This is a genomic window from Pseudomonas sp. NPDC047961 (assembly GCF_050272435.1).
Lineage (GTDB): Bacteria > Pseudomonadota > Gammaproteobacteria > Pseudomonadales > Pseudomonadaceae > Stutzerimonas.
This window is the reverse complement of sequence record NZ_JBNNMD010000001.1, coordinates 865,673-892,340: the sequence shown is the minus strand read 5'-3', so window position 1 is coordinate 892,340 and position 26,668 is coordinate 865,673. Positions and strand designations below refer to the sequence as shown.

The window sequence follows — 26,668 nt, the reverse complement described above, 5'->3', positions numbered from 1 at the left end:
AAGGAAACCGTGATGCTTGATGGCGAACAATGGAGCCAGCTGTTGCTGAGCTTTGTCGAGGAGGCCCGCGATCTGGCCAAGCAGGCTGAAGAGTACCTGCTGCTGCTTGACGAGTGCCCCACCGATGAACAGTCGATCAACGGGCTGTTCCGCGCAATGCACACGCTCAAGGGCTCGGCGGGCCTGTTTTCGCTCGCGCCGCTGGTGGGCTTTACCCATCACCTGGAAAACCTGCTCATGGCGGTACGTGACGGTGCGCAGAGCCTGTCGCCAGAACTGATCTCGCTGATGCTGCGCTGCCTGGATGAAATCAGCGCGATGATCGAGCTGATCGATACCGACAAGGGCGAGCTGCTGGTCGACGACAGCCGCCACCAGCCGCTGCTTGCCGAGCTCGCCAGCTGCATCAACGCTGCGCCCCAGGCGCTGCAGATCCCGGTCGTGATGCTGCCCGACAGCTGCAACAGCCGCGGGGGGCTGGAACGCTGCGCCAGCTGCGACGCCGATGGCGCCTGGCACATCTCGTTGCGCTTTCACGCCGATCTGCTGAGAAACGGCTTCGAACCCAGTTCGTTCGTCCGCTTTCTGAGCCGCCTGGGCGACATCCTGCATCTACAGACAATCAGTCAATCGTTGCCCTCGCTGGCCGAACTGCAGCCGGAGACCTGTTACCTCGGCCTCGAAATCGCGCTGTGCACGCCGGCCAGCAAGGGCGAGATCGAGGAAGTTTTCGAATTCATAGAGGACTTCTGCACCCTGCGCATCCTGCCGCCGACCAGCGAGCTCGAGGACTATCTGCAGCTGATCCGTGACCTGCCCGAAACTGATGCACAAATCGGCCGGATCCTGGTCGCCAGTGGCCTGTTGACCGAGCGCGAACTTGAAGAAGGCCTGGCGCTGCAGGCCGCGGAAACGGTCGAGGTCAAGTCGCCGCTGGGCACGGTGCTGGTGAATGAAGGCATCGTCGCCCCCCAGGCGGTGAACGCCGCCCTGGCCAAGCAACAGGTTGCCCGTGAAAAGCGCAGCCAGGAAAACAGCCAAATCCGTGTGGCTGCAAACAAGCTGGACGAACTGATCAACCTGGTCGGTGAGCTGGTCATCAGCGCGGCCGGTGCCCAGCTGCGTGCGCGCTCGCATGGCGATGCCAATTGCATCGAGAGCACCCAGACCGTCAACCAGCACGTCGAGCTGATCCGTGAAGCCGCACTGAAGCTGCGCATGATCGAGATCGGCGACACCTTCAACCGCTTCCAGCGCGTGGTGCGCGATGTCAGCCAGCAACTGGGCAAGGATATTCGTCTGGATATCCGTGGCGCGGACACCGAGCTCGACAAGGCAGTCATCGACAAGCTGGCCGACCCCCTGACGCACCTGGTGCGCAACGCCATCGACCACGGTATCGAGTCAGCAGAAGGCCGCGTCGCCGCGGGTAAACCGGTCGAAGGCCACCTGCGCCTGAACGCCTATCACGAGTCGGGCATGATCGTGATCGAAGTCGGCGACGATGGGCGCGGCCTCAACACCGCGCGTATCCGTGAGAAAGCGATCGCGCGCGGCCTGATCGATGCCGCATCAAACCTGCCCGAACAGGACATCCAGGCGCTCATATTCGCCGCCGGGTTCTCCACCGCCGAGAGCGTGTCCGACCTGTCGGGACGAGGCGTGGGGCTGGATGTGGTGCGCAGCGCTATCGATGCGTTGCGCGGCACCATAGAGATCGATTCCCGTGAAGGCCTGGGCTGCACCTTCCGCATCCGCCTGCCGCTCACGCTGGCGATCATCGATGGATTCCTCGTCAGCCTTGGCGACGACTATTTCGTCATCCCGCTGGACATGGTCACCGAGTGTCTGGAGATGGACGCCGAGCAACTCAGTTCAGGCGCCTACGGCTACCTCAATCTGCGCGGCAAGCCGCTGCCCTGTCTGTCCCTGGCCGCCCACTTCAACCTGGCGGAAAGTCACGCCAAACGCCGCAACATCATTGTCGTCAGCCAGGGCCGGCAACAGGCCGGGCTGATCGTCGATCACCTTCACGGTGAACTGCAAACCGTCATCAAGCCGCTCGGGCAGCTGTTCCAGCACCTGCAAGGCATTGGTGGCTCCACCATCCTGGGAACCGGGCAAGTAGCCCTGATCCTGGATATCCCCAGCCTGTTCCGTTACCTGCAAAACCACGTCGACGCGAATCCTGCTGCCCAGCGCATCAGCCAATCCCGCCAGGACCTCGCAGGCCAGTAAGGAGAAACAACCATGAACGTATTCGGTAACTTCAAGATAGGGACGCGTCTGATCGCGGGTTTCCTGATAGTGGTGGCACTGACCATTACCGTGGGCATGCTGGGTATACGTAACCTTGAACACGTCAGCGAGTTGTCCGACCAGATGTATGACCGCGAGTTGATCTCGCTGAACAACATCCAGTCGGCCAATGTGCAGCTGATCTATGTTGGACGTGGTCTGCGTTCGAGCCTGCTGGCCACCAGCCTGGAGGAGCGTGACTCTTCCATCAAACTGACCCGGGACGCGATCAGCAAGATGTACGAGCACATCGAGCTCACCCGCACCAGCTTCGTGACGCCCGAAGGCATCGCCCAGTTCGAGTCGCTCAGTGAGCCGATGGCCGCCTACGTGCGGACCGTCGAGCAGGCCCTAAAGCTGCGCGAAGCCTCCAGCGAGGTGCGCCCGGCCGACGAGCTGACCGTGATGCTGCCGCAACTGCGTGAGACCGGAAACAAGGCCGACGATCTGCTGACTGCCCTGGTTGAGCGTAAGGTCGCCAATGCTAAGGAAGCCAATGAACAAATCACGAGCATCTATCTTAGCTCGCGGACCCAGATGATCGGCTTGGTGATCATCGCGGCCTTGCTGGGCTTCGGCATCGGCATTCTGGTCACACGCAGCATTACCCGGCCGCTCAACCGCGCCGTGTCGGTTGCCGATGCGCTTGCGGCTGGCGACCTCAGTGTGCAGGTGGAAGTGAACAGCAAGGACGAGACGGGCCAGTTGCTCAACGCCATGAAGAACATGGCCGAGCGGCTGCGTAGCGTGATGGGCGATGTGCGCAGCGCTGCCGATTCCCTGTCCTCGGCTTCGGAGGAAGTCAGTGCCACCTCGCAATCGCTCAGTCAGGCGGCTAGCGAGCAGGCGGCGGGCGTCGAGCAGACCACCGCGTCGGTGGAGCAGATGTCCGCATCCATCGCGCAGAACACCGAAAGCGCCAAGATCACCGACAGCATTGCCGGCAAGGCCGCCAATGACGCCGTAGCCGGTGGCCGGGCAGTGCGCGATATGGTCGTTGCGATGAAGCAGATCGCGGACAAGATCGGCATCATCGATGACATCGCTTACCAGACGAACCTGCTGGCGCTCAACGCGGCTATCGAGGCGGCGCGGGCCGGTGATCATGGCAAAGGCTTCGCGGTGGTCGCCGCGGAAGTGCGCAAGCTGGCCGAGCGCAGCCAGGTGGCCGCGCAGGAGATTGGTGGCGTGGCCGGCAGCAGCGTGCAGCTGGCCGAGCAGGCCGGTCGCCTGCTCGACGATATAGTGCCGAACATCCAGAGGACTTCGGACCTGGTGCAGGAAATCACCGCGGCATCCCAGGAGCAGAGCACTGGCGCGGGCCAGATCAATATCGCCATGGGGCAGATGAACCAGATCACCCAGCAAAACGCCTCGGCGTCCGAAGAGCTGGCTGCCACCTCCGAGGAGATGAACGCCCAGGCCTCGCAACTGCTGGAGCTGATCGGCTTCTTCCGCCTCGATGCGCGCGATGGGGTCGCTCAGGGCCTCGGTCGCCAGCCACAGGCACCCAGCGTCAAGCCCAGCGGCAACCGCTCGGTGCGCAGCATCCGCAAGCCGACCGCCATGGCTGATGACAGTCAGTTCGTCAGCTTCACATAAGGGGGCGCAGATGAATTTTCCACAGGTAAGCGGTGCCGCCAGCACCGCGCCGGCTGATATCCAGCACCTGTCGTTCCGGGTGCGCCAGGCACGCTACGCGTTGCCGATTGAGCTGGTACGCGAAATCATCGAGTACGGGCAGATCACCGGCGTGCCGATGATGCCGGCATGCATTCACGGCGTGATCAACCTGCGTGGCAACGTGGTGCCGGTGCTGGACCTAGCCGCACGCTTCGGTATGGAGCGCACGGTGCCGAGCAAGCGGACCTGCATTGTGATCATCGAGCTGGACCTGAACGATGCGCTGCAGCGCATCGGCCTGGTGGTCGATGCGGTCGACGCCGTGCTGGATATCCAGGCTGCCGACGTCGAGCCCGCACCAGGGTTCGGCGCTGGGATTCGGACAGAATTCATTGCCGGCATGGCGCGCGACGAGCGGGGTTTCACCATCATTCTGGACGTGCGCAAGGTGTTGTCGCTGGACGACATCCTGCAGATCAGCCAGGCGATGGCGCAGGCGAGCTGAGCATGCCGACGTCGAGCCTGCCGGTGCTGGGCGAGCAGGAGTTCCGGTTCCTGCAGCAGCTGATGGTCGAGGCGTCGGGTATTCATCTGAGCGACAGCAAGCGGCCGTTGGTGGCAGGCCGCCTGATGCGCCGGTTGCGGGCTCTGAACCTGAGCAGCTACCGCGACTACCTGTTGCTGCTCAAGGATCCGACGAAGCAGGCCGAGCAACGCTTGGTGATCGACCTGCTGACCACCAATGAAACCTACTTCTTTCGTGAGCCGCAGCATTTCCAGTTCCTGGCCCGTTGGCTGGACGGCCGGCGCGAGCCGTTGCGCATCTGGAGCGCCGCCTGTTCGTCGGGTGAAGAACCCTACACCCTGGGCATGGTGCTGGCCGAGCATGGGCCGGCGGAGTGGTCGATCCTTGGCAGCGACCTCAGCCGCACGGTGCTGGAAAAGGCCGAGGCTGCGATCTATCCGCTGGACGAGGCGAGCAACTTTCCGCCTGGCTGGCTCAAGCGCCACTGCCTGCGCGGTATCGGTGAGCACGAGGGCGCCTTTCGCTTCGGTCAGGAGTTGCGGGAGCGGGTGCGCTTTCGCGAACTGAACCTGATGCGGCCGTTGCCTGAAGACATCGGCCGCTTCGATGTGATCTTCCTGCGCAACGTGCTCATTTATTTCAGCGCCGAGGACAAGCGAGCCATCGTTGCCCGCCTGATCGAACGCCTGCGCGTCGGCGGCTTGCTGTTTATCGGCCATGCGGAAAGCCTGCATGGGTTCGGACTGCCGCTGCGCAGCGTCGCTTCTTCGGTATTCGAGCGCCTATGACCGCGCCTCGTTTTCTCATGCCTGGCGAGTACTTGTTCGGTCCGCTTCAGGAGCCGGTGGCCACGCTGCTTGGCTCGTGTGTCGCCGTTACCCTGTGGCATCCGCGGTGTCGCCTGCTTGCCGTAAGCCATTTCGTCGTGCCCCGCAGCGCCTCCGACCAGGATGACACGCGCACCGGCGAAGCGGTGTTCGCGCGGCTGCAGCGCGACATGGTTAGCCACCGCACCGCGCCGGAGGAATACCGCAAAGGGCTCTATGGTGGCGGCACCTGCTTGCAGCCAGGCCGGCGCAACAGCCTGCAGATCGGGCTGATGAATATCGCGTTCGCCCGTGAGCAGTTCGCCTTGCTCGGTTGGCGCGTCGACGATGAGCAGCTCGGTGGCTTGGGTTATCGACGATTGTCAGTCGATGGCCGAGACGGACGCCTGAGCTGTCAGTCGTTCACCACGGCCAACCTGCTGGAGGGCACCGCATGATCAAGGTGTTTATCGTCGATGACTCAGCACTGGTGCGGCAGGTCTTGTCGGCCTGTCTGGAAAGCCATCCGAATATCGAGGTGATTGGACAGGCGGCCGACCCACTGTTCGCGCTGGAGAAGATGCAGCGCAACTGGCCCGATGTGCTGGTGCTCGACGTCGAAATGCCGCGCATGGACGGCATCACCTTTCTGCGTAAGCTGATGGCCGAGCGGCCGACACCGACCATCATCTGTTCGACCCTGACCGAGGCGGGCGCGGCCATCACGCTCGAAGCGTTTGCAGCGGGCGCCGTTGGCGTTTTCACCAAGGCGCGACTCGGTCTTAAAGACAGTCTGCTGCAGCTCTCCAGCGACCTGATTAAACAAATCCAGCAGGCCGCCGCGACCCGTCCACGGGTGGTGGCTGCACGCACCGCGACGGTAGCGGCACCGGCGCGCCCGGCGGAGCCGACCAGCAACGCCCTGACCACCACCGACAGGGTCGTTGCCCTGGGTACGTCCACTGGCGGCACCCAGGCACTGGAACTGGTGCTTAAACAGCTGCGCGTCGATTCGCCGGGCATCGTGATCGTCCAGCACATGCCGGAAAAATTCACTGCCGCCTTCGCTCAGCGTCTCGACAGCCTCTGTCAGATCGAGGTGCGTGAGGCCCGCCATCTGGATCGCGTGCGCTCCGGGCTGGCGCTAGTGGCACCCGGCGGCAAGCACATGCAGCTGAAACGCAGCGGCGCGCAGTATTTCGTCGAGGTGCTCGACGGGCCTCCAGTCAACCGGCACAAGCCGTCAGTGGACGTGCTGTTTCGCTCTGTCGCCCGACATGCCGGGCATAACGCGCTGGGTGTGATCATGACCGGCATGGGCGACGACGGCGCCCGTGGACTGCTGGCCATGCGCGAAGCCGGCGCCCGCACAGTGGCCCAGGACGAAGCCAGCTGTGTCGTTTTCGGAATGCCCAAGGAGGCCTTGCAGCTGGGTGCGGCGCAGTGCACCGAGTCGCTGGAAAACTTGCCTCGCCTGATCACCGAATATGCACGCGCACCGCTTGCATGACGGCGGCTGCGCTTGGCGGGTACTCCGCTGTGTGAATTAGAGGCTCGCTTTGCTGAGTGAAGGGACTCCGCCTAAGATCACGGACGCTTCTGCACACAAGGACAACAAGGTGAAGATCGTTCTGCAACTGGTGACTGCCGTAGTCTTGCTGCTCTTCCTGATCATCGCGGTGCTGGTGGCGCTCAGCTGGGCGCCGCCACGACCGGTCGAAAGCCTGACCGAACGCTGGGCGCCGGAGCCGTCCGGATTCGTCGAGGTGTCCGGCATGCAGGTGCATGTTCGTGACGAGGGGCGACGTGAGGATCCCGTTCCGCTGGTGCTGCTGCACGGCACCTCGGCGAGCCTGCATACCTGGGAAGCGGTGGTCGACGAACTGAAGCAGCAGCGGCGGGTGATCAGCCTCGACCTGCCGGGCTTCGGTTTGACCGGCCCGTTTCCCGACGGCGACTACCGCATGCGCCATTACGTCGACTTCCTGTCGACATTTCTGGACAGGCTGAAGGTAGAGCGAGCAGTGCTCATCGGCAACAGCTTTGGTGGCCAGCTTGCCTGGGAAATGGCGCTGGACCAGCCTAGGCGTGTAGAGCGATTGGTACTGATCGATGCGGCAGGTTACCCGCGCCAGTCGACCTCAGTGCCGATCGGTTTCAAGCTTGCGGGCATTCCGGGTTTGGCGCCGCTAATGGCCAACATACTCCCGCGGCGGTTGGTCGAGTCCAGCACGCGCAGCGTCTATGGCGATCCAGGCAAAGTGACGCCGGAGCTGGTTGATCGCTACTACGAACTGACCCTGCGTGAAGGCAATCGTGAGGCGCTGCGCGAACGGTTCAAGCAGGTGCCGGCAGTCGACAATTCTAAGCGGATCGCATCGATCCAGACGCCGACGCTGATCATCTGGGGCGGGCGCGACGGGTTGATTCCGCCGCTCAATGCGCGCCGCTTCAAGGACGACATCGCAGGCAGCGAGTTGGTCATGTTCGACGACCTCGGTCACGTTCCGCAGGAGGAGGCCCCGTCGCGAGTCGCCGCGGCCATCCGGGCGTTCCTGCCGCAGCCCTGACGCTGCTACATCATCCCGCAGCCTTATGTTCGGGCATTCATTCGCGGCCGTTTGATTGTGGACGGCTGTGGCCTCGTCGACACTCGTCAGAGATTGCAACGCATCCAACAATAATCCGCTGGAGGAATTTCCATGAGTGACGCCATTCGCTTCGAAGACAAGGTGGTCATCGTGACCGGTGCCGGTGGTGGACTCGGCCGCGCACACGCGCTGCTGTTCGCCCGCCATGGCGCCAAGGTGGTGGTCAACGACCTGGGCGGCAGTGCCCAAGGCGAGGGCGCCAACGCCTCGGCAGCTGATCGCGTCGTCGAGGAAATCCGCCAGGCCGGCGGCACTGCGGTGGCCAATCATGACTCGGTGACCGAGGGCGACAAAATCGTACAGCACGCGCTGGACAGCTTCGGCCGCATCGATGTGGTGGTGAACAATGCCGGCATCCTGCGCGACAAGACCTTTCACAAGATGGAAGACGCCGACTGGGATCTGGTCTATCGGGTGCACGTCGAAGGCGCTTATAAGGTGACCCGTGCCGCCTGGCCACACATGCGCGAGCAAGGTTACGGTCGAGTGATCTTCACTGCCTCGACCTCCGGTATCTACGGCAACTTCGGTCAGTCCAACTACGGCATGGCCAAGCTGGGTTTGTACGGCCTGACCCGCACACTCGCCCTAGAAGGGCGCAAGAACAACATTCTGGTCAACGCCATCGCGCCGACCGGCGGCACGCGCATGACCGAGGGGCTGATCCCGCCGCAGGTTTTCGAGCAGCTCAAGCCTGAGCTGGTCAGCCCGCTGGTAATCTTTCTCGCCAGCGAGCAATGCCAGGAAACTTCCGGCCTGTTCGAGGTCGGCGGTGGCTGGATGGGCAAGGTGCGCTGGGAGCGGAGCCTGGGTGCCGGTTTCGATCCGAAGGCCGGCTTTGATGCCGAGGACGTTGCCGATCATTGGCAGCAGATCTGCAATTTCGACAACGCGGCGCATCCGGCCGACAACATGGAAGCGTTGAAGGAAATGATGGCGAACCTGCAAAAGTACGCCGGTTAAGCTGCTGGCCACTGCGGTCGCTTGAGCTGCAGAAGCGCCTGGCACGCTTCTGCAGCTCAATGAGCTTTTCTCGTATCAGGCGGATGGTTCGGCTGCTGCCGGCGCCGGTAACAGGCGCAAGGCTTTTGCCCGAGCCTGGATCAGATTGCGCACGTAGTACAGCTGCCCTTCAAGCGGATGAATGCCAGCGCGGCGCAGCTTGAGCCGTAACCGGACATTGCTGCCGGACAGAATCAATGCGATGCCTTGCTTGCGGTAGTCCAGTAGAACGTTTTCCAGCGCTGCCAGGGCGGTCATGTCCATCATCGGCACGCCGCTGATGTCGACGATGACGATTTTCACGTCTGGATTGAATCGCCGCAGCACGCTCAATGCCTTTTCGGCGGCGCCGAAGAACAGCGGGCCACGAATCGCATAGGCAGCGACGTGTTCGGGCAGGTCTCGGAGGACGGGGCTTTGCCCAAGATTCAGGCGGGTGGTGTCGGTCAGCTCGCTCATGCGTTTGATGAACAGCCCGGCCGCGAGCAACAGCCCCACGCCCACCGCCAGCACCATGTCGAACAGGACGGTCAGGCTCAGGCAGGTCAGTAGTACCAACACATCGCTGCGTGGTGCTATTCGCAGTGTCTTGAAGACGTGCGGTGCTTCGCTCATGTTCCAGGCCACCATTAGCAGCAGCGCCGCCAGGGCGGCCATCGGCAGATAGCTGAACAGCGGTGCCAGCCAGAGGATTGCCACCAGCACCACGCCCGCGTGAATGATCGCCGCCAGTGGTGAGAACGCGCCGGCGCGTACGTTGGTGGCGGTGCGCGCAATGGCAGCGGTCGCCGTGATGCCGCCGAACAGCGGGGCGACCAGGTTGCCGATGCCTTGACCCAGCAGCTCGGCGTTCGGGTCGTGGTTGCCGCCGGCCATGCCGTCGGCGACCACCGCACAGAGCAGGGATTCGATGGCGCCGAGCATGGCAATGGCGAACGCCGGCGCCAACAGTTGGTGAAACAGCTCGAAGCTCAGCACCAGCGGTTGACCGTCAGGGCCGGGCAACAGCCATGGCCAGGCGAAATCCGGGAGGAACGGTGGAATGCCGGGATGCACCACATCCTCGACCACATAGCTGAAGCGCTCACCAAGCGTGGCGACGGTAAGGCCAGCCGATTCCAGCGCCATTGCGACGAGTGCACCAACGACGAGGGCAACCAGATGGCCTGGCACTTTGGGTACCAGACGCGGCCAGACGATCAAGACGCCCAGGCAAAGCAGGCCGACAAGTGCGTCACCCAGCTGCGCGCTGGGCAGGGCACGCACCAGCAAGCTGAGCTGCTCCGCATAGTGTTGCGGCTGCTCGGTCAACGTCAGGCCGAATATGTCCTTGAGCTGGAGGGTCGCGATGACGATGCCGATGCCTGCAGTGAAACCAAGCGTGACGGGGTAGGGCACAAACGCGATCAATCTACCGGCACGCAACAGCCCGAGCGCGATCAGGATCAGCCCGGCGAGCATGGTGCAGAGCAGCAACCCTCCGAGGCCGAATTGCTGGGTAATCGGCAGGAGGATGACGACGAAGGCTGCGGTAGGACCGGACACGTTGAACCGCGAGCCTCCGGTCAAGGCGATCAAGGGTGCAGCAACCAGCACCGTATACAGGCCGTGCTGCGGCGCAACACCTACCGCTATCGCCAACGCCATGGCCAAGGGGATGGCGATAATGCCCACCGTCAAGCCGGCCGTGATGTCGCCGCGCAATGCCGGCACTCCGTAGCCCGAACGCAGGGTTTGACGCCAGGCAGCGAACAACGGCGGAAGCTTCATCCCAGACACTCCATGTGCGCAAAGCGCCAGTATAAGCACTGGCCATACCGCCGGGCCTGCAAGAACGCAACATCGCGGTTAAATCGAAGATTTTCGTGTACGACCTTGGTCTTATCGGCCTTTGGCGCGTTGAGTGCGCCGGTCGTGCAGAGTAAACTGCCGCCCCCGAAAGGCCCCGTCGAACCGGAGAAACCATGCGTAAAGACAAGAAAAAGGTGATCGGCGAGGAAGTCAGCGACGAGTCGATCAAATTGTTTCTCGAGCCGGAACCGGCTGACGACACGCCGCCTTCGTTGCACAAGCTGACCAAGGCGTATCGCGGTTTGCGGGTCGATGATTTCGAGCGTTTTCTCGGATTCTTTGTCCAAGCGGGGTATGACCTGAATGCGAAGGATGCCAAGGGGCAAGACTTTGTAGCCTTGATCGCGGATCAGCGCCAGGCCGAGCCCTACATCGAGCTGATCGAGGCCGCGCGCGGCTGAGCTCGTCTGTAACCGTCGAGCTTCAAGCATGACCTGGCTGAGCAATCGGCAGCCGCAATAGATTTTCTCGCTGCACGCGTCCCGTAGAGCCCAGGCTAGTCGCCCCGCTCCGGGAAGCAGAGGCGCGAGAGGGAGGAGGCCAAAAGCCGCTCTCCCGACAGCGGGTAGGGGCTTTCGAGTTCTCCTGCCTTCGGGCACAAGCCCGAGCAGCGGTATAGAAACCTCCTCCGTTTCTAGCCGCCAGGCTGGTGGTTCTACATGATCGCGTACTGCGGTCGTGACAGTTTAATGCTGTGATTCTGGAGAACGCGTTAATGACGCAACACGATAGCGAAGCCGTGGATTTGGTGCTGGTGGGAGCCGGCATCATGAGTGCGACTCTGGCAGTACTGCTCAAGGAACTCGATCCCAACATCAGGCTGGAGATTGTCGAACTGCAGGAATCCGGGGCCGTCGAAAGTTCGAATCCCTGGAACAATGCCGGCACCGGCCACGCCGGTCTCTGTGAGTTGAACTACACGCCGGACAGCAAAGACGGCTCGATCGACATCAAGAAAGCCGTCACCATCAATACCCAATTCGAAGTGTCGAAGCAGTTCTGGGCCTACCTGACGGGCCGTGAAGGCTTCGGTAGCCCGCGCGACTTCCTCAATGCGGTTCCGCATCTGAGCTTCGTGCGGGGCACCAAGAACATCGATTACCTCCAGCGTCGATTCAACGCGCTGAAAACCCATCACGCCTTTGAAGACATGGTCTACAGCGAAGATCGCGCGACCATGGAAGAGTGGATGCCACTGATGATGCCGGGCCGTCCGCTGGACGAGCCGATCGCCGCGACCCGCGCGATGAACGGCACGGACGTCAACTTCGGCGAGCTGACCCGGCAGATGCTGCAGTATCTGGCCGCCAAGCCCGGCGTAAAGATGTCCTACTTCCAGAAGGTCACCGGCCTGGCTCGCGACGGCAAGGGCTGGCGCGTTGAGGTCAAGAACACCCGTGACGGTGGCGGTCGTGAGATCAAAGCCGGCTTCGTCTTCCTCGGTGCTGGCGGCGCAGCGCTGCCGCTGCTGCAGATGTCCGATATCGAAGAAGGTAAGGGTTACGGCGGCTTCCCGGTCAGCGGCCAGTGGCTGCGGTGCGACAATCCGGAGATCGTCAAGCAGCATCAGGCCAAGGTCTACAGCCTGGCCGCAGTAGGCGCACCGCCCATGTCGGTTCCGCATCTGGATACCCGCGTCGTGGATGGCAAGAAGTCTCTGCTGTTCGGGCCGTACGCCGGCTTCACTACCAAATTCCTCAAACACGGCTCGCCGCTTGATCTGCCGATGTCGATCCGTCCGGCCAACCTCAAGCCGATGCTGGCCGTGGCGCGGGACAACATGGACCTGACGCGCTACCTGATTAAGGAAGTCCGGCAGTCGATGGGCGACCGTCTTGAAACTCTGCGCGGCTTCTACCCTGAAGCCAAGGCAGAAGACTGGCGCCTGGAAGTGGCCGGACAGCGCGTACAGATCATCAAGAAGGACCCGAAGAAGGGCGGCATCCTGCAGTTCGGCACCGAGTTGGTGTCGGCCAAGGATGGTTCGATCGCCGCACTGCTGGGCGCGTCTCCGGGTGCCTCGGTTACCGTTTCGATCATGCTTGACCTGATCGAGCGTTGTTTCCCCGAGCAGGCGAAGAGCGAAGCCTGGAGCGGTAAGCTCGCCGAAATATTCCCGGCGCGGGAGAAGGTTCTCGAAGACGATGCAGCGGTCTATCGCGAGGTCGTCTCCAGAGTCGACAAGCGTCTGGGGCTGGCCACTAGCTCTCCAGACACGCTGTAAGCAAGCCGCGCTGCCGTTCAGGGCTGCGCGGCTTTTTTTATGCGTGCGGGATGGGGCCGGAACGCTGCTGTAGACTTGCTTGAGGCAGTGGCTTGCCGATCCAGCCGAGACGAACTTCCGCTATCTCGACCCAGCGTTCACCATGAGGGCGCTCTTTGGCCGTCAGCAGCATGCGGCAGCGATTCTGGTCGTCCAGCAGGGCGTAGTGACGCGGCGGGTGTTGTCGGAACAGCGTTTTGAATAAAGACATGGCCAGGCGCTCGTAGGGCTGTTCGCCGTTATCGCACCCTGAGGTTACGGTTGCATGAATGGAACGCGGCCGGGCTGCAGGCGGTCTTTAGGGCATCACTGTCAGGCGGTTGCGGTGCTGGTTATACTGCGCGCCATCCATCCCTAACCTGGAGTAAGCAGTATGCTGAAACGCCTGTTGTTCAGCCTCGCCGCCGCGTCAGCACTGGTGCTCGCCGGTTGTGCCCACAGTCCTCAACAGCTCGACCCCAATCCAAAACTCACCGATACCATCAATCCCGTTGGCCAAGGGCAACCAGTAGCCGTGCGTGTGGTCGACGGTCGCCCCTCTGCAACCTTGGGTACCCGTGGCGGCCTGTATCCGGAGACCAGTGCGGTGATCGTGCCGAAAGAAAAAGTCATTCCCAAGCTGCAGGCCCAGGCCGAAGCGGCGGTCCGGTTGCTGGGGTTCACTCCGTCGGCCAACGCCTACAACGCGCCGCAACTGACCCTGACCCTAGCTGAACTGAAGTACCAGTCGCCGAAGGAAGGCCTGTACGTTACCGAGGCTACCATTGGTGCGACCTTCCGCGTCGAGGTGCAGAACGGCGGTCGCCGCTATACCGGCCGCTACGGTGCTTCTTTGAATCAGCGCTTCGGCATGGCACCGAATGAGCAGACCAACACCAAGCTGGTAACCGAGGTGTTGAGCGATGCGCTGACCCGCACCTTCCGCGACCAGAATATTGGTCAGGTGTTGGCGCAGTGAGCCGCAACTAGCCCAGACGGTCATTTGCGACAGAATAGAACCCCGCCCTTTGGCGGGGTTTTTGTTTCGCTGGCGCTCTGCCGGAGAGCGGTGCGCTTTATGCTTGTTGGCCCAATGCGTAGTAAACGAAGCAAGAGAGCGACGCCCGTTCGGCGAGATTTCCGATGCGAGTTGTTGCCTGAGCAAATCGCGAGCATCGCCTCATGTAAACCAATCCGAGCGACTGCGCGCCTGTCGAAGGCTGAAAAACAAACGCCCCGAACATGTCGGGGCGTTTGTCTTACCGGTGTGGCTTAGCGTACGCCGGAGTTACGCAGCGCGGCCGGGGTGTACTGGTTGGAGTTGGCCTTGTAGTTGTATACGTAGGGGTTTTTCTCCTCGTTCTTCATGCCCATCACCAGGTAGCGACCGGAGACCAGGTCATACAACGTCTCCATGGCGTACAACGGGACCTGGTCGTTGTAGATGTATTCAGCATGCGCCTCGGCAACGCGCCAAAGCGTATCGCGGCCGTCGTAGTGGTCGATCACTGCGGCCTGCCAGGTGTCTTCGTCGATGAAGAAGGTACGCTTGGCATAGATGTGGCGCTCGCCGGGCTTCAGCGTCGCCTCGACTTCCCACACGCGGTGCAGCTCATAGCGGGTCAGATCCTGATTGATGTGACCGGCCTTGATGATGTCGTCGTACTTGAGCTGCGGTGAGTCCAGACGGTAGGCGTTGTAGGGGATGTACATCTCCTTCTTGCCCACCAGCTTCCAGTCGTAGCGGTCCGGTGCGCCGTTGAACATATCCAGGTTGTCGGAGGTGCGCAGACCGTCAGAGGCGGTGCCTGGGCCGTCGTAAGCAACCTGTGGGGCGCGGCGCACGCGGCGCTGACCGGCGTTGTAGATCCACGCCATGCGCGGCTCTTTGACCTGGTCCAGGGTTTCGTGCACCAGCAGCACGTTGCCGGCCAGGCGTGAAGGCTCGGTCACCTGTTGCTTGAAGTAGAACAGCACGTTGCCGTGTTTCTCGGCGTTGTAGTCGGTCAGGGTGTCGGTGTAGACGACTTCGTCGACGAACTTGACCAGGCTGTAGCTACCGTTCACCTGAGGAGTGGCCTGCGCCACGGTGCGGCGGGCAGAGCCCCCGCGGTAGCGAGTGATGTGGTTCCAGATCACTTCAAGGCCGTCTTGAGGAATCGGAAAGGCCACTGCGGTGTCGAAATTTTCCAGCCCGTTGCCGCCTCGGACCAGCTTGGTCTGGGTCGCGTTCTTCTGGGCTGCGTCATAGATCCGCTGAGGTACGGCAGCGCTGCGGTGGGTTTCGAAGACCGGCAGGCGATAGGTATCGGGGTAGCGCTTGAGCATGGCGATCTGGCCAGGGCTCAGGTTGTCCTTGTACTGCTCGAAGTTCTGCGCGGTGATGGTGAACTTCGGCTTGTCGTTCGAGTAGGGATCGCTGACGAAGCCATCCTCTCCGACTGCCGCTGCGTCGGTTGCCAAACCGCCGGTCCAGGCAGGAATGGTGCCGGCCGCGTTGCCCGCTTTCTCGGCACCCATCGGCGTCAGGCTGCTACCCAGCTTGGCCGCTTCGGATTCGGATACCGCAGCCATGGCTCCGCTTGCCAGCACAGCGCTTGCCAGCAAAGAGAGTGTGAGGGCCCCCGTCTTAAACCTGTTCTTATTCATTGTTTGGTCCTGTTGATTCTCGGTAACTGATTCACTGCAAGCGAAGCCGTAAGCGCGGCGCTTGCAGGTGGCGACTTCCACAGAGGAGGTGGCGGGCCGAAGGCCCGGTACATCACGTCAGAGACGCAGTGATCACAAGTTGCCGTTTGCCCGACTCCGCGGCAGTCCCGTCTGGTTGCTCACGCCAGGCGCACGCTCTATTTCGGTTGTTCGAGGCGAGATGAGGGTGAAGCTGGAAGGGACTATAAGTCAACAATCGAGACGGGACCTATCTGCATAAATGGCGCAAATACCCGGCAAATTGCCATCGCTTAGTTGTGTTCCGTTCTGTCGGAAATCGGCTGAGCCGACAATGCCGTTTCGGTAGACTCCGCAGCCCTCAGTTCGGCCGCCCAGGCCTTTATGTTTTCGGCCCAACGGAGAATGCGGTTGTTGCTTGATTTTGATTATTCGGCGCTAGCGAGGGTCGCGCCTCTGGTCAACTCACTGGCCTTGCTAATCGCGCTCAGCGGTGCCTGGCTGTTGCTGGCGACGCGCTGGCGTCGGCAGCTGTCGAGGGCCGAGACCTCCCTTGCGGGTTCTCGTCTCTCTGCTGCTGAGCAGGGTGGCTTGGCAGCTACCCGGCGTCTTGACCGATTTTTCTATGGCTTTGGATTCAGCAGTCTGGGACTGGCCTGCCTGCTTTCTTCGCTAACCCGGCTGACCTGACGGCCAGTCGGGCTTGTGCTGAGTATTAGAGACTCAAGCCAGCTTTCAATCGATACTGGTTACGCACCGGCATGGCGTATTGCTGGATGAGGTAGGGCTGCTGCACGCTTGGGCATGCCGCGAGGCGCTTGCCCCATTCGGCCTCGGCGCGTTCGATTTCCGCACGGCTGAACAGCTCGCTGAGCTCGGGTATCTCCAGTGCCGGGTCGCGATGCTCCCACATCCGATGCGCCAGGAAATTCACCGGAAACAGACGGTAGTCCGTCAGGATTTGCCGGTCGATATCGGCCGCCAGCTGCTTTGCATCCTCGGGTACCTCGCTGATGGGTGTACCGAAGCTGACATGCACCCGACCTTTGTAGCCGGTGATGCCGAGGGCAATGCTGGTGTCATCCTCGCCAGGCGCCTTGGTGTAGCTGCCGGTGCTGGCCCGAATGTAGAGCTCGCGTGCCTTGGCCTGATCGCAGGGGTCGTACTCATAGCTGATCGACACCGGCGTCGGACGCAGGGTCGCCAATGTGTCGGAGAAGGGTTCGTCCTTGCGGCTCATGTGCAGCATTTTCAGAATCGCCGAATCGGTACGATCGTCACCGTCCTTGGCCCGCCCTTCGGCCTGGGCGATCCATATCGATTCACCGTCGTTGCGGATCGAGTGGTTGATGTAGGCGGATAGCAGCTGGTAGGCCGCAAGCTTTTCACGTCTACCAGTGACCGAGCGGCGCACGATGAAGCTCTTGTTGAGTCGCATCAGATCGCTGACGAAGGGTCGCTGCAGCAGATTGTCGCCAATGGCGATGCGTGGCGTGCGCATCTTGGCTTGAAATACCGCATAGTTGACGAAAGCCGGATCCATCACGATATCGCGGTGGTTGGCGATGAATAGATAGGCGCAGCCTGGCCGTAGTTTTTCCAGCCCGGAATAGGTAATGCCATCCGTGGCGCGCTCGATGGTGCGGTCGAGGTACATCTCGATTCGCGCTTGCAGCGTGTCGATCGAATGGATAGTGGCGAATTCGCGTCGCAGTCGTTGCGCTATGAGGGGTTTGAGCATCCAGCCCATTGGGCCGGCCAGCCGCGGGAAGCGGAAGTGCGCCAGAATATCGAGGAATTCCCGGTCGGCGAACAGCCGCGCCATGACAGCAGGGACCTCGGCATCGGCGTAGGGTCGGATGGCTTCGAATTCGTCCATCATGTTCTCTGTAAGGGTAACAACTGAATAAACCCAGTTACTCAAGGGTCAAAGTTAGGTCTGTGGATGCTTAGTCGCGATCACTGCAGGCTTGGATAAAGCCATGCTGCACCGGTCGGGCCCGCGCATAAATGCGCCCTTGGGGGCATCTCTACAGAATCCGGACGGCGATTATAGCGGCAAGTCACGCAGGAGACGCTGATGCTGGAATCACAGGACTACCAATGCCCTTATTGCGGCGAAGGGGTAGAGGCGCTACTCGATCTGAGCGGTGGCGATCAGCAGTACATCGAAGACTGCTCGGTCTGTTGCCGGCCGATCGTATTCGATCTGCGTACCGACGGCAGCGATTGGCAGCTCGATGTGCGGCGGGAGGATGACTAGATGCGGCGGATATACGAGCCGCGTGATCTGCTCGAGGCGGAGATGCTACGCGGCATGCTGCTCGCCGAAGGTATCGACGTGCATCTTAACGGGCGACATCTGATCGGCGCGGTCGGCGAGTTGCCTGTGGCCGGTTTGCTCGGGCTGATGGTCGCCGATGGTGAGGCTGATCGCGCGATGCAGTTGATCGCTGCGTACAATGGCGCCGAACCGCTGCCCGGCGACGAGCCGGAAAGCTATCCAGGTGAGCTCATCTGCTGAATGCCGACCGCGTGACGTCGCGGTAGCTGCCTTGATCCTTTTTCCCATCGAGTCCTTTGTTCATGTGTGGCCGCTATGCCCTGTTTCGCTGGAGTCCCGCCTTTGCCGCGCTGCCCGGTTTTCCATCTGATCAGCAACCGCATTGGAGCCTGGCGCCTGGCGCCTCGGTACTGCTGTTGCGGCAGGTCGAAGATGCGCTGCAGCTGAGTCGCGTGCGCTGGGGGCTGACCCCAGCGTGGCTGAACGATTTTACCCGCACGCCGGCACAGGCCCGGGCGGAAACGCTGGCCGAGCAGCCGATGTTTCGAGACGCCTTTCGCCTGCGTCGAGGCGTACTCCCAGCGAACGGTTTCTACGAGTGGAGGGGCACAGCACGTAAGCGACCCTACTGGATGACAACGGAAGACTCGCTGATGTATTTCGCCGCGGTCTGGGAGGCTTATCCAGTTGAAGGCCACAGCTACCTCAGTGCGGCGGTGGTGACGCGTCCAGCAGCGAACCAGCGGCGTCCGCTGATGCTGGATCAGGCCGGCATGACCGCCTGGCTCGATCCGCAGACCCCGCTTGAAGTGCTGCAGGTGTTGCTGACCGGACCTCAACCGGCGCTGCGCGAACGGCCCTTGGCGACGTTCGTCAATGATCCCAAACTGGACGCGCCTGAGTGCCTGACTCCAGTGAACTAGGCATTGGCCGCTGCCATCGAAAGGGGACTCACACGCTATCAGGCCGGTGCCGATCCGACGTGCCCGATTACCGCTAACTGACGCCTAAAGCAGTGTCTATAAGCTTCCAGTCGGTTGCCCGGTGCGCTGCCACGCTCTAGCATACGGCGCAGAATTCACGGGAGACGCGACATGTTCAAGCTGCATTCACTCAGCCTTTTTCTGGCGGCCGCCGCGCTTGCCGGTTGTCAGGCCGTCAACACCACCAGCAGCGGTGCTGTTGGCGTCGATCGCAAGCAATACATGTTCAGCATGCTGTCGACCGAACAGGTCAATCAAATGTATGCACAGTCTTATCAGCAGACTGTGTCGGAAGCGAAGAGCAAGGGTGTGCTCAAAAATAATTCGCCGGTGGCTCAGCGAGTCAATCGAATCGCCAGCAAGCTGATCGCCGAGGTCAAGACCTTCCGACCCGACGCAGCCGAATGGGATTGGGACGTGAATGTGATCGACAGTCCGGAACTGAATGCCAACGCCGGCCCAGGCGGGAAGATCATTTTTTATACCGGTCTGATCGAAAAGCTAAACCTGACCGACGACGAGATCGCGGCGGTCATGGGGCACGAGATAGCCCATGCGTTGCGTGAGCACGGCCGCGAAGCCATGTCCAAGGCCTACGGTGTGCAGATGGCAACCCAGATTGGCTCAGCCGTCGGAATCGGCGACGGCAGCCTGCAGCTGGCCAATATGGGGGTGCAGTATCTGATGACGCTGCCCAACAGCCGCAGCAACGAAAACGAGGCTGACCTGATAGGTCTGGAACTGGCCGCGCGGGCGGGTTACAACCCTAATGCCGCGGTCAGCCTCTGGCAGAAGATGGCGGCGGCCGGCGGCTCCGCTCCGCCGGAGTTCCTCAGCACCCACCCGTCATCGGGCAGCCGTACGCAGGCGCTGCAGGAAACCATTCCGAAGGTGATGCCGCTCTATCAACCGCGACGCTGATGCATATGCCGTCGACCCTCTCAGGTTGACGGCAGCGTAATAGGGATGGGGCTTGCCAGGCCCAGCTGGGTTCGGGCGCTTTCCAAGTCGAACAGGGTATTGATTTCCTCGATGTCGCCGCTCGGATTGAGTGTCCATATCGACATTGCGGCGACCGTGAGGATCTTGCCGCTCGGTGCGAGGCCAAACACGGATTTCTCCAGCGTTCCGAACAGGGTGCTGGAGGTCACGACGCGGTTACCTTCGCTGAGGCACTCTTCTACCGCGACCTCCAGGTCCGGAATGGCTTGGCGGATCTCTCGCACGATCAGACCGAAACCGGCACTGTTGACCGGCTGCGAGATGAACGAACTTCTGTAGCTGAAGTAGCGGCTCTGAAGCTGTTCAGCTAATGCCAACCGACCTTTGCTCCAGCTCAGGTCGATATGCTGCCGAACCCGCCGTTTTCGTTCCTCCGGTGACATGCCGCCTACTCCCCTCGAGTGCCGCCAGAATGCGGTGAATGCGCACTCTAACAGCACCCGTAGTGGGGCAATTTGCGCTGCGTATCAGACTGGAAGCATGCCGCTCAAGCTCAGCGCCTGATACACGGCGTACAGTGCCAAGCCTGCAAAGCAGACGGCGGCGATTCGGCGGATCAGAGTGAGGGGCATGCGATCGGCAGCGAAATTGCCGGCCAGTACCACCGGCACATTGGCGATCAGCATGCCCAGAGTGGTGCCGATAATCACAAGGATGAAGTCGGGGTACTGGGCGGCAAGCATGACGGTCGCGACCTGCGTCTTGTCGCCCATTTCTGCGAGGAAGAACGCGATCAGCGTCGCCACGAAGGGGCCGAAGCGTCGCCCGCGAGAAGCTTCTTCTTCCTCAAGCTTGTCGGGGACCAGCGTCCACAATGCGACGGCGGCGAAGGATGCGGCGAGAATCCAGCTGAGTATGGCGGGTGAGACCAGCGATGAAACCCAGTTGCCGATGGCGCCGGCAGCCGCATGATTGACCAGCGTAGCCACCACGATGCCCCAGATGATGGGTAGCGGTCGCCGGTAGCGGGCAGCCAGCAATAGCGCGAGCAGCTGCGTTTTGTCGCCGATCTCAGCGAGTGCGACGATCAGGGTGGGGATGTAGAACGATTCCAACGGACTTCCTTGCGGGGGCGGGTCGACTAATCACCATGACACGCACCGCCTGCCCGCCCCGGGTCAGGTGTACGTGTCATGGGTCTTGTCAAACCGAGCGCTGCTGCCGAAGCAGCCTGCGCGGGTCGCGTGCGCCATGGTCTGTGGACCAAGTATGTTGACGCATGCCGGGCGGGCTGGGTGCTCGCCGGAGACTACTCCCCCAGGACGGGCGCGAGTTTGCCCGCGCGTGGCGCGTTGTGCAAGTCGGTCAGGCACGCTGCGCGCGGTAAATGCGGAAGCCGTCGGCAGTGATCAACGTTTCGCAGCGGCCCAGATGAGCTTCGATCAGCGGGGGATACTTCAGAAATGCATTGGCCACCAGCCTTAGCTCACCACCGGACCGGATGTGGCTGGCGGCACGTTGCAGCAATGCTTCGCTGGCCTCGTAGTGGGTGTGTACACCCTGGTGAAACGGCGGGTTGCTGACGATCGCCGCGCAGTCTTCTGGAGCGGCGTCGATACCGTCGCCAGCAATCACCTGAGCCTGTAGCCCATTCGCGGCGAGGGTCATGCGACTGCTTTCGACAGCGAACGCATCGACATCCAACATCACCACTTCGCTCTCTGGATAACGTTTTTTCAGTGAGGCGCCAACGATGCCCGCGCCGCAGCCGAAATCCAGCAGCTTACCGGCGGGCAGTCCATCGAGTTGATCCAGCAACAGGGCGGTTCCGCGATCGAGACGACCGTGACTGAACACGCCTGGCAAGCTGATGATCTGCAGCGGTCCGTCCGCAAGCGAGAGCTCGAAGCGTTGAGCCAGGGTCGGCAGTTCTGGAGCCGGTGGGCTGTTTGTGACCTTGACCTGCCAGAGCTGGCAGTGCCGCGCACTATCGAGCTTCCGCGCTTCGCCGAATGGGGTCAGTTGTTTCGCGGCGCGTTCCACGCCTGCGCGTTTCTCACCCACTAGATACAGCAAACGGCCCGGCAATCTGGCAGCCAGTGCATTCAGCAGGTAGTCGGTCAGTTCTCGTGACTTGGGCAGAAACAGCACGGCACTATCGAATGGGGCCGTGGGCGGCTCGACACCAAATGTGCAACGACCGGCGAAGCGAGTCTGCAGGCTGTGCTGTTCCCCGGCGTGCCAGCTCCAGCCGATGGCGCCCGGTAACTGTCCAAGCAGATCGTCAGCCGGTAGCCCGGCGAGCAGCAGGTCACCACTGAACAGTTCAGCCTGGCGCAGCAGTACTTCGCTTCGAGGATCCATGATGCCTCCGGACAAAAGCTGGCGAGCTTACCAGCCTTGTCCCCGGCTGCAGAAGCGTCAGCCCACCTGACGCTTCGGGGTACCAGCGAAGAAAGCTTCGGCATTATCACGCAGCTGGCCCACGATGCGCTGTCTGGCTTCGCGACTTCCCCAGGCACTGTGGGGCGTCACGATCAGGCGCGGTACGTCTGCTGCCAGCAGCGGGTTATCGTTGCTGGGGGGCTCGCTGATCAGCACATCCGTGGCGGCACCGCCCAGGTGGCCGCTACGCAGGGTGTCTGCCAGCGCTTGCTCGTCGATCAGACCGCCACGGGCGGTATTGATGATAAATGCCGAAGGTTTCATTAGCTGCAATTCGCGAGCGCCGATGAGGTTGCGCGTCTGATCGGTGAGCGGGCAGTGCAGGGTCAGGGCGTCAATCTGCGGTAGCAGCTCATCCAGCTCCAGCCGGTCCGGGCGAGGCGGGCGCCCGGGCAGGTTGCCGACCAGCACACGCATGCCCAGCGCTTCGGCGAGCTTGCCCACGGCACCCCCCAGCTCACCGTGACCGAGCACGCCGAGGGTCTTGCCGGCCAACTCGATAATGGGAAAATCTAGCAGGCAGAACTGCCCGCTTTCCTGCCAGCGGCCACGGGCGACGGCGGCTTGATAATCGGGTAGTCGTGTGGCCAGCGCGAGCAGTAGCATCAAGGTGTGCTGCGCCACGGTGGCCGTGCCGTACGCTTGGCAGTTGCAGACGGCGATCCCTCGCTGCTTGGCAGCAGCCAGATCAATGTTGTTGACACCGGTAGCCGCTACCAGAATCAATTTCAGGTCCGGGCAGGCGGCGAGCGTGGCATCGCTCAAGGCGACCTTGTTGACGATGGCGACTTCAGCGCCCTCCAGTCGGTCGACGATTTGCGTTTCGCTGGTCTGCGTATGGCAGGTCAGCTCAGCAAAGGCGGACTGCAAGGGGGCCAGGTCCAGATCGCCCTGATCGAGGGGGGATAAATCGAGGAATACAGCGCGGTACTTGCTCATGGACTTTACTCGTATGAATCAGTGGGCGAATGTTCCGCCCTGGGAATAACGGAGTCGCTAGATGTACTGGATCGAATTTCTCACCGTGGCGCTGGTTCACTTGCTCGCTGTCGCCAGTCCTGGTCCGGACTTCGCGGTCGTCGTGCGTGAAAGCGTGGCTCGCGGTCAGCGCAGCGGCAGTTGGACGGCCATCGGTGTAGGCAGCGGCATCTTGCTGCACGTGGGTTATTCATTGCTCGGGATTGGTCTGATCGTCTCGCAGTCGATCATGCTGTTCAACCTGTTCAAGTGGTTAGCGGCCGGCTACCTGTTCTATCTCGGTTTTCAAGCACTGCGGGCCAAGCCCGTCGCGGTCGGCAATCTTGCATCATCCGCCTCCAGTGTTGCGCTTCCTCGACGCCGCGCTTTTACCGTTGGGTTCGTTACCAACGGCTTGAATCCCAAGGCGACATTGTTCTTTCTGTCCCTATTCACCGTGGTTATCGACCCCCATACCCCGCTCGCCGTTCAGGCGGCCTATGGGTTATATCTGGCATGCGCCACTGGGTTGTGGTTCTGCCTGGTGGCCTGGTTGTTCAGCCGCGAGCGCGTACGGGCCGGTTTTGCTCGCATGGGGCACTGGTTTGACCGCGTCACGGGCGCTGTATTGATTGGTCTTGGCGTTCGGCTGGCGGCAAGCGAGATCGCCTGATCGGCCGAGCCGGTCCTTGCGTGAACTTTGTCTCCGCAGGTTGAACAACTGTGCAGCCAGATGTCCGAAGAGGACAGCGGTACGGCCAGGTCGCGTAAACGGCCTGCGCCAACAGCTAGCGAGCGTCTCATAACATCTATAACAGGAAGCCCTATGTTGCAGACACGAGTGATCAAACCCGCCGCCAACGCCTACCAGTACCCCCTGTTGATCAAGAGCCTGCTGTTGTCGGGGCAGCGCTACGAGCGCACCCGCGAGATCGTCTATCGCGATCAACTGCGTTTCGACTATCGCACCCTCGGCGAGCGCATTGCCCGGCTTGCCAACGTGCTGACCAACGCGGGAGTAAAGGCGGGTGACACGGTGGCGGTGATGGATTGGGACAGCCATCGCTACCTCGAATGTATGTTTGCGATTCCGATGATCGGGGCGGTGGTTCATACCATCAACGTGCGGCTATCGCCCGAGCAGATTCTTTACACCATGAATCATGCTGAGGACCGCTTCGTTCTCGTCAATAGCGAGTTCGCGCCGCTGTACCACGCAATCGCCGGGCAGCTGACAACGGTCGACAAGACATTGCTGATCACCGATGCCGACGACAAGCAGTGCGATTTGCCGAACTGCATCGGTGAGTACGAGAGCTTGCTGGCGGCCGCCGAGGCCAAGTACGACTTCCCGGATTTTGACGAAAACTCGGTGGCGACCACGTTCTACACGACCGGTACCACCGGTGACCCCAAGGGCGTCTATTTCACGCACCGTCAGCTAGTTCTGCACACGCTGGCCGGTGCGGTGACGGTCGGCTGTCGCGAGAATCCTCAGCTGATGGCGGCGGGCGACGTGTATATGCCGATTACGCCGATGTTCCATGTGCACGCCTGGGGTTTGCCCTATGTGGCGACGATGTTGGGCCTCAAGCAGGTTTATCCGGGGCGCTATGATCCGGAGCTGCTGATCGAGCTCTGGCGTCGAGAGAAGGTCACCTTTTCTCATTGCGTACCGACCATTGTGCAGATGCTGCTCAAAGCCAAGGCGGCGCAGGGCACCGACTTCGGCGGCTGGAAGATCACCATCGGCGGCAGTGCGCTCACCCGCGGCCTTTACGAGTCGGCTCGGGCATGTGGCATGCAATTGGTGGCGGCGTATGGGATGTCGGAAACCTGTCCGTTGATTTCCGGCGCCCATATCAACGACGAGCTGCGCAACGCCAGTGAAGACGAACAGACCACCTACCGCCTCAAGGCTGGGATCCCGGTGGTGCTGGTCGACGCCGCAATCCAGGCGGCTGACGGCAGTTTTCTTCCGGCCGATGGCGTGTCTCAAGGTGAACTGGTGCTTCGGGCCCCCTGGCTGACGCAGGGCTATGTGGGCAATCCGGAGAAGAGCGAAGAGCTGTGGGCGGGCGGTTGGCTGCATACCGGTGACGTGGCCACCCTCGACGAAATGGGCAACATCGACATTCGTGACCGCATCAAGGACGTCATCAAGACGGGCGGTGAGTGGATTTCATCCTTGGCGCTGGAAGGTCTGATCAGTCGGCACGATGCCGTGCGCGACGTGGCGGTGGTAGGCGTGCCAGATGAGCGCTGGGGCGAACGACCCTTCGCCTTGCTGGTGCTCTGTGAAGGCAAGCAGCTAGACGCGCGCGCATTGCAAGCGTTCCTTGAGCCAGCGGTTGAGCAGGGGCAGCTCAACAAATGGGCGATTCCGCAGCAGATCGCCGTCGTCGAGGATCTTCCCAAGACCAGCGTCGGTAAGCTTGATAAGAAGCGTATCCGTTTGGACATCGCACGTTGGCTGGAAGACGGTAGTAGCGCCATCTCTTCGGTGTAGGTTTGGCTGTTCTGGCTCGACTAGTAGTCGCCTCGGGGCGAACCACGGTCGAGCTTGGCTTCCTGTGCTTGAGCTCACGGCTTCGTCGGGACGTTCCGGTTCTGCGGGCGGACGGGTGTTACTCTAGCGACGAATTTCCAGCCTGTGCGTTCGGCAGGTTGGCGTCCCGTAGATGAAGGAAGTAAACATGAAATCGATCAGTAACCTGACCGCACTTGCCGCCACCCTTGCGCTGCTGGTTGGCTGTACCAACAATCCTTATACCGGCGAGCGCGAAGCTGGCAAGGCCGGCATTTATGGCGGCATCGGTGCGGTCAGTGGTGCGGTAATCGGCGCAGCAACCTCTAGCAAAAAGGACCGTGCCAAAGGCGCGTTGATCGGCGCCACCGTCGGTGGGGCCGCTGGCGGAGGCTATGGTTACTACGTCGATACCCAGGAAGCCAAGTTGCGCCAGACGTTGCAGGGCACAGGCGTACAAGTGCAGCGCCAAGGCGATAACCTGACGCTGATCATGCCCGGCAACATTACCTTTGCAAGCAATTCAGCTGACATTTCCAGTAGCTTCTATCCAACGCTTAATTCACTGGTTCAAGTGTTCAAAGAGTTCAATAAGAACGGTGTCGACATCATCGGCCATACCGACAGTACCGGCTCGCAGCAACTGAATCAGGACCTTTCAAATCGCCGCGCGCGTAGCGTTGCTAATTATCTGGAAGGCAACGGCGTGCCCGGTTCACGTATCTCATCTTATGGTGCCGGCTCGAGCCAACCGATCGCCAGCAACGATACCGCTGCTGGGCGCGCACAGAACCGCCGTGTAGAGATCAATCTGCGCCCACTGTAAGCCGCTAAGCGCAAGCGAGACTGCCAGTGCTCGCTTGC

At 61.5% G+C, this 26,668-nt stretch carries 27 protein-coding genes and 1 riboswitch; of the genes, 19 read left to right on the top strand and 8 right to left on the bottom strand.

Annotated features, from left to right (window positions below; all coding sequences use genetic code 11):
* The first annotated feature begins 12 nt into the window (after positions 1-12).
* The 8 genes from ACQKIK_RS04230 to ACQKIK_RS04195 all read left to right on the top strand — a co-directional run bounded on the left by ACQKIK_RS04230 (position 13) and on the right by ACQKIK_RS04195 (position 8,867).
* Positions 13-2,238 carry a chemotaxis protein CheA gene (locus tag ACQKIK_RS04230; protein WP_241530366.1) on the top strand — a complete coding sequence of 742 codons (2,226 nt, stop codon included), beginning with the start codon at positions 13-15 and terminating at the stop codon, positions 2,236-2,238.
* Positions 2,239-2,250: 12 nt separating this feature from the next.
* A complete protein-coding gene (locus ACQKIK_RS04225) occupies positions 2,251-3,900 on the top strand; it encodes a methyl-accepting chemotaxis protein (protein WP_241530367.1) in 1,650 nt (549 codons plus the stop codon).
* A 10-nt stretch (positions 3,901-3,910) separates the two neighbouring features.
* The gene (locus ACQKIK_RS04220) at positions 3,911-4,426 is read left to right on the top strand and encodes a chemotaxis protein CheW (protein WP_045429642.1); all 516 of its coding nucleotides are present in this window, start codon (positions 3,911-3,913) and stop codon (positions 4,424-4,426) included.
* A gap of 2 nt (positions 4,427-4,428) precedes the next feature.
* Positions 4,429-5,235: a CheR family methyltransferase gene (locus ACQKIK_RS04215; RefSeq protein WP_045429640.1), complete on the top strand. Its 807-nt coding sequence runs from the start codon at positions 4,429-4,431 to the stop codon at positions 5,233-5,235.
* On the top strand, positions 5,232-5,711 hold the full coding sequence (locus ACQKIK_RS04210) for a chemotaxis protein CheD (protein ID WP_045429638.1): 480 nt from the start codon (positions 5,232-5,234) through the stop codon (positions 5,709-5,711). Before ACQKIK_RS04215 ends, ACQKIK_RS04210 begins: the two co-directional genes overlap by 4 nt.
* A complete protein-coding gene (locus tag ACQKIK_RS04205; RefSeq protein WP_216706960.1) occupies positions 5,708-6,763 on the top strand; it encodes a protein-glutamate methylesterase/protein-glutamine glutaminase in 1,056 nt (351 codons plus the stop codon). Before ACQKIK_RS04210 ends, ACQKIK_RS04205 begins: the two co-directional genes overlap by 4 nt.
* Positions 6,764-6,872: 109 nt before the next feature.
* Positions 6,873-7,823 carry an alpha/beta fold hydrolase gene (locus ACQKIK_RS04200; RefSeq protein ID WP_241530369.1) on the top strand — a complete coding sequence of 317 codons (951 nt, stop codon included), beginning with the start codon at positions 6,873-6,875 and terminating at the stop codon, positions 7,821-7,823.
* A gap of 132 nt (positions 7,824-7,955) precedes the next feature.
* Entirely contained in the window at positions 7,956-8,867 is a 912-nt protein-coding gene (locus ACQKIK_RS04195; protein ID WP_045429634.1) for an SDR family oxidoreductase, read from the top strand.
* 75 nt (positions 8,868-8,942) lie between these two features.
* Here ACQKIK_RS04195 and dauA read toward each other — a convergent pair whose 3' ends face one another.
* A complete protein-coding gene (dauA, locus tag ACQKIK_RS04190; RefSeq protein ID WP_045429632.1) occupies positions 8,943-10,676 on the bottom strand; it encodes a C4-dicarboxylic acid transporter DauA in 1,734 nt (577 codons plus the stop codon).
* A gap of 194 nt (positions 10,677-10,870) precedes the next feature.
* Here dauA and ACQKIK_RS04185 point away from each other — a divergent pair, with 194 nt between their 5' ends.
* Both ACQKIK_RS04185 and mqo read left to right on the top strand, forming a co-directional pair.
* On the top strand, positions 10,871-11,158 hold the full coding sequence (locus tag ACQKIK_RS04185; protein WP_045429630.1) for a PA4642 family protein: 288 nt from the start codon (positions 10,871-10,873) through the stop codon (positions 11,156-11,158).
* A 299-nt stretch (positions 11,159-11,457) separates the two neighbouring features.
* Positions 11,458-12,981, top strand: a complete 1,524-nt coding sequence (mqo, locus tag ACQKIK_RS04180) for a malate dehydrogenase (quinone) (protein WP_256044698.1) — start codon at positions 11,458-11,460, stop codon at positions 12,979-12,981.
* 37 nt (positions 12,982-13,018) lie between these two features.
* On the opposite strand, the gene ACQKIK_RS04175 is transcribed toward mqo, so the two are convergent.
* The gene (locus tag ACQKIK_RS04175; RefSeq protein WP_045429627.1) at positions 13,019-13,231 is read right to left on the bottom strand and encodes a hypothetical protein; all 213 of its coding nucleotides are present in this window, start codon (positions 13,229-13,231) and stop codon (positions 13,019-13,021) included.
* A 162-nt stretch (positions 13,232-13,393) separates the two neighbouring features.
* On the opposite strand from ACQKIK_RS04175, the gene ACQKIK_RS04170 reads away from it, so the two are divergent.
* The gene (locus ACQKIK_RS04170) at positions 13,394-13,978 is read left to right on the top strand and encodes a YajG family lipoprotein (RefSeq protein ID WP_045429625.1); all 585 of its coding nucleotides are present in this window, start codon (positions 13,394-13,396) and stop codon (positions 13,976-13,978) included.
* Between the two features lie 293 nt (positions 13,979-14,271).
* On the opposite strand, the gene ACQKIK_RS04165 is transcribed toward ACQKIK_RS04170, so the two are convergent.
* Entirely contained in the window at positions 14,272-15,648 is a 1,377-nt protein-coding gene (locus tag ACQKIK_RS04165; RefSeq protein ID WP_045429622.1) for a DUF1329 domain-containing protein, read from the bottom strand.
* A 429-nt stretch (positions 15,649-16,077) separates the two neighbouring features.
* On the opposite strand from ACQKIK_RS04165, the gene ACQKIK_RS04160 reads away from it, so the two are divergent.
* Complete coding sequence (locus tag ACQKIK_RS04160) at positions 16,078-16,356, top strand: hypothetical protein (RefSeq protein ID WP_231107968.1); 279 nt, start codon at positions 16,078-16,080, stop codon at positions 16,354-16,356.
* Positions 16,357-16,381: 25 nt separating this feature from the next.
* On the opposite strand, the gene ACQKIK_RS04155 is transcribed toward ACQKIK_RS04160, so the two are convergent.
* Entirely contained in the window at positions 16,382-17,548 is a 1,167-nt protein-coding gene (locus tag ACQKIK_RS04155) for a 1-acyl-sn-glycerol-3-phosphate acyltransferase (RefSeq protein WP_045429617.1), read from the bottom strand.
* Between the two features lie 198 nt (positions 17,549-17,746).
* Between ACQKIK_RS04155 and ACQKIK_RS04150 the strand changes: the two genes are divergently transcribed.
* The 4 genes from ACQKIK_RS04150 to ACQKIK_RS04135 all read left to right on the top strand — a co-directional run bounded on the left by ACQKIK_RS04150 (position 17,747) and on the right by ACQKIK_RS04135 (position 19,854).
* A complete protein-coding gene (locus ACQKIK_RS04150; RefSeq protein WP_045429615.1) occupies positions 17,747-17,929 on the top strand; it encodes a CPXCG motif-containing cysteine-rich protein in 183 nt (60 codons plus the stop codon).
* Entirely contained in the window at positions 17,930-18,190 is a 261-nt protein-coding gene (locus ACQKIK_RS04145; protein WP_045429613.1) for a putative signal transducing protein, read from the top strand. It begins immediately after the preceding gene.
* A gap of 62 nt (positions 18,191-18,252) precedes the next feature.
* The gene (locus tag ACQKIK_RS04140) at positions 18,253-18,873 is read left to right on the top strand and encodes an SOS response-associated peptidase (protein ID WP_045429611.1); all 621 of its coding nucleotides are present in this window, start codon (positions 18,253-18,255) and stop codon (positions 18,871-18,873) included.
* Positions 18,874-19,044: 171 nt separating this feature from the next.
* The gene (locus ACQKIK_RS04135) at positions 19,045-19,854 is read left to right on the top strand and encodes a M48 family metallopeptidase (protein ID WP_045429609.1); all 810 of its coding nucleotides are present in this window, start codon (positions 19,045-19,047) and stop codon (positions 19,852-19,854) included.
* 20 nt (positions 19,855-19,874) lie between these two features.
* On the opposite strand, the gene ACQKIK_RS04130 is transcribed toward ACQKIK_RS04135, so the two are convergent.
* The 4 genes from ACQKIK_RS04130 to ACQKIK_RS04115 form a co-directional block, all read right to left on the bottom strand.
* Positions 19,875-20,318 carry an ester cyclase gene (locus ACQKIK_RS04130; RefSeq protein WP_045429605.1) on the bottom strand — a complete coding sequence of 148 codons (444 nt, stop codon included), beginning with the start codon at positions 20,316-20,318 and terminating at the stop codon, positions 19,875-19,877.
* Between the two features lie 84 nt (positions 20,319-20,402).
* On the bottom strand, positions 20,403-20,990 hold the full coding sequence (locus ACQKIK_RS04125) for a TMEM165/GDT1 family protein (protein ID WP_045429602.1): 588 nt from the start codon (positions 20,988-20,990) through the stop codon (positions 20,403-20,405).
* 108 nt (positions 20,991-21,098) lie between these two features.
* Positions 21,099-21,205: riboswitch (yybP-ykoY riboswitch) on the bottom strand.
* Between the two features lie 35 nt (positions 21,206-21,240).
* Entirely contained in the window at positions 21,241-22,239 is a 999-nt protein-coding gene (locus ACQKIK_RS04120; protein WP_045429599.1) for a methyltransferase, read from the bottom strand.
* A 57-nt stretch (positions 22,240-22,296) separates the two neighbouring features.
* The gene (locus ACQKIK_RS04115) at positions 22,297-23,259 is read right to left on the bottom strand and encodes a 2-hydroxyacid dehydrogenase (protein WP_045429596.1); all 963 of its coding nucleotides are present in this window, start codon (positions 23,257-23,259) and stop codon (positions 22,297-22,299) included.
* 61 nt (positions 23,260-23,320) lie between these two features.
* Between ACQKIK_RS04115 and ACQKIK_RS04110 the strand changes: the two genes are divergently transcribed.
* The 3 genes from ACQKIK_RS04110 to ACQKIK_RS04100 all read left to right on the top strand — a co-directional run bounded on the left by ACQKIK_RS04110 (position 23,321) and on the right by ACQKIK_RS04100 (position 26,630).
* A complete protein-coding gene (locus ACQKIK_RS04110) occupies positions 23,321-23,950 on the top strand; it encodes a LysE family transporter (RefSeq protein ID WP_045429593.1) in 630 nt (209 codons plus the stop codon).
* Positions 23,951-24,103: 153 nt separating this feature from the next.
* Complete coding sequence (locus tag ACQKIK_RS04105) at positions 24,104-25,786, top strand: fatty acid--CoA ligase (protein ID WP_045429591.1); 1,683 nt, start codon at positions 24,104-24,106, stop codon at positions 25,784-25,786.
* Between the two features lie 187 nt (positions 25,787-25,973).
* Positions 25,974-26,630, top strand: coding sequence for a YiaD family glycine zipper/OmpA-like lipoprotein (locus ACQKIK_RS04100; RefSeq protein ID WP_045429589.1), 657 nt, complete (start codon positions 25,974-25,976; stop codon positions 26,628-26,630).
* Positions 26,631-26,668: the final 38 nt, after the last annotated feature.

Coding starts and splice junctions, on each gene's coding strand:
- ACQKIK_RS04165 (WP_045429622.1), bottom strand. CDS start 15,648: ATGAATAAGAACAGGTTTAAGACGGGGGCCCTCACACTCTCTTTGCTG.
- ACQKIK_RS04155 (WP_045429617.1), bottom strand. CDS start 17,548: ATGATGGACGAATTCGAAGCCATCCGACCCTACGCCGATGCCGAGGTC.
- ACQKIK_RS04145 (WP_045429613.1), top strand. CDS start 17,930: ATGCGGCGGATATACGAGCCGCGTGATCTGCTCGAGGCGGAGATGCTA.
- ACQKIK_RS04115 (WP_045429596.1), bottom strand. CDS start 23,259: ATGAGCAAGTACCGCGCTGTATTCCTCGATTTATCCCCCCTCGATCAG.
- ACQKIK_RS04100 (WP_045429589.1), top strand. CDS start 25,974: ATGAAATCGATCAGTAACCTGACCGCACTTGCCGCCACCCTTGCGCTG.
- ACQKIK_RS04205 (WP_216706960.1), top strand. CDS start 5,708: ATGATCAAGGTGTTTATCGTCGATGACTCAGCACTGGTGCGGCAGGTC.
- ACQKIK_RS04195 (WP_045429634.1), top strand. CDS start 7,956: ATGAGTGACGCCATTCGCTTCGAAGACAAGGTGGTCATCGTGACCGGT.
- dauA (WP_045429632.1), bottom strand. CDS start 10,676: ATGAAGCTTCCGCCGTTGTTCGCTGCCTGGCGTCAAACCCTGCGTTCG.
- ACQKIK_RS04185 (WP_045429630.1), top strand. CDS start 10,871: ATGCGTAAAGACAAGAAAAAGGTGATCGGCGAGGAAGTCAGCGACGAG.
- ACQKIK_RS04110 (WP_045429593.1), top strand. CDS start 23,321: ATGTACTGGATCGAATTTCTCACCGTGGCGCTGGTTCACTTGCTCGCT.
- ACQKIK_RS04135 (WP_045429609.1), top strand. CDS start 19,045: ATGTTCAAGCTGCATTCACTCAGCCTTTTTCTGGCGGCCGCCGCGCTT.
- ACQKIK_RS04105 (WP_045429591.1), top strand. CDS start 24,104: ATGTTGCAGACACGAGTGATCAAACCCGCCGCCAACGCCTACCAGTAC.
- ACQKIK_RS04215 (WP_045429640.1), top strand. CDS start 4,429: ATGCCGACGTCGAGCCTGCCGGTGCTGGGCGAGCAGGAGTTCCGGTTC.
- ACQKIK_RS04130 (WP_045429605.1), bottom strand. CDS start 20,318: ATGTCACCGGAGGAACGAAAACGGCGGGTTCGGCAGCATATCGACCTG.
- ACQKIK_RS04170 (WP_045429625.1), top strand. CDS start 13,394: ATGCTGAAACGCCTGTTGTTCAGCCTCGCCGCCGCGTCAGCACTGGTG.
- ACQKIK_RS04175 (WP_045429627.1), bottom strand. CDS start 13,231: ATGTCTTTATTCAAAACGCTGTTCCGACAACACCCGCCGCGTCACTAC.
- ACQKIK_RS04210 (WP_045429638.1), top strand. CDS start 5,232: ATGACCGCGCCTCGTTTTCTCATGCCTGGCGAGTACTTGTTCGGTCCG.
- ACQKIK_RS04150 (WP_045429615.1), top strand. CDS start 17,747: ATGCTGGAATCACAGGACTACCAATGCCCTTATTGCGGCGAAGGGGTA.
- ACQKIK_RS04120 (WP_045429599.1), bottom strand. CDS start 22,239: ATGGATCCTCGAAGCGAAGTACTGCTGCGCCAGGCTGAACTGTTCAGT.
- ACQKIK_RS04225 (WP_241530367.1), top strand. CDS start 2,251: ATGAACGTATTCGGTAACTTCAAGATAGGGACGCGTCTGATCGCGGGT.
- ACQKIK_RS04220 (WP_045429642.1), top strand. CDS start 3,911: ATGAATTTTCCACAGGTAAGCGGTGCCGCCAGCACCGCGCCGGCTGAT.
- ACQKIK_RS04230 (WP_241530366.1), top strand. CDS start 13: ATGCTTGATGGCGAACAATGGAGCCAGCTGTTGCTGAGCTTTGTCGAG.
- ACQKIK_RS04140 (WP_045429611.1), top strand. CDS start 18,253: ATGTGTGGCCGCTATGCCCTGTTTCGCTGGAGTCCCGCCTTTGCCGCG.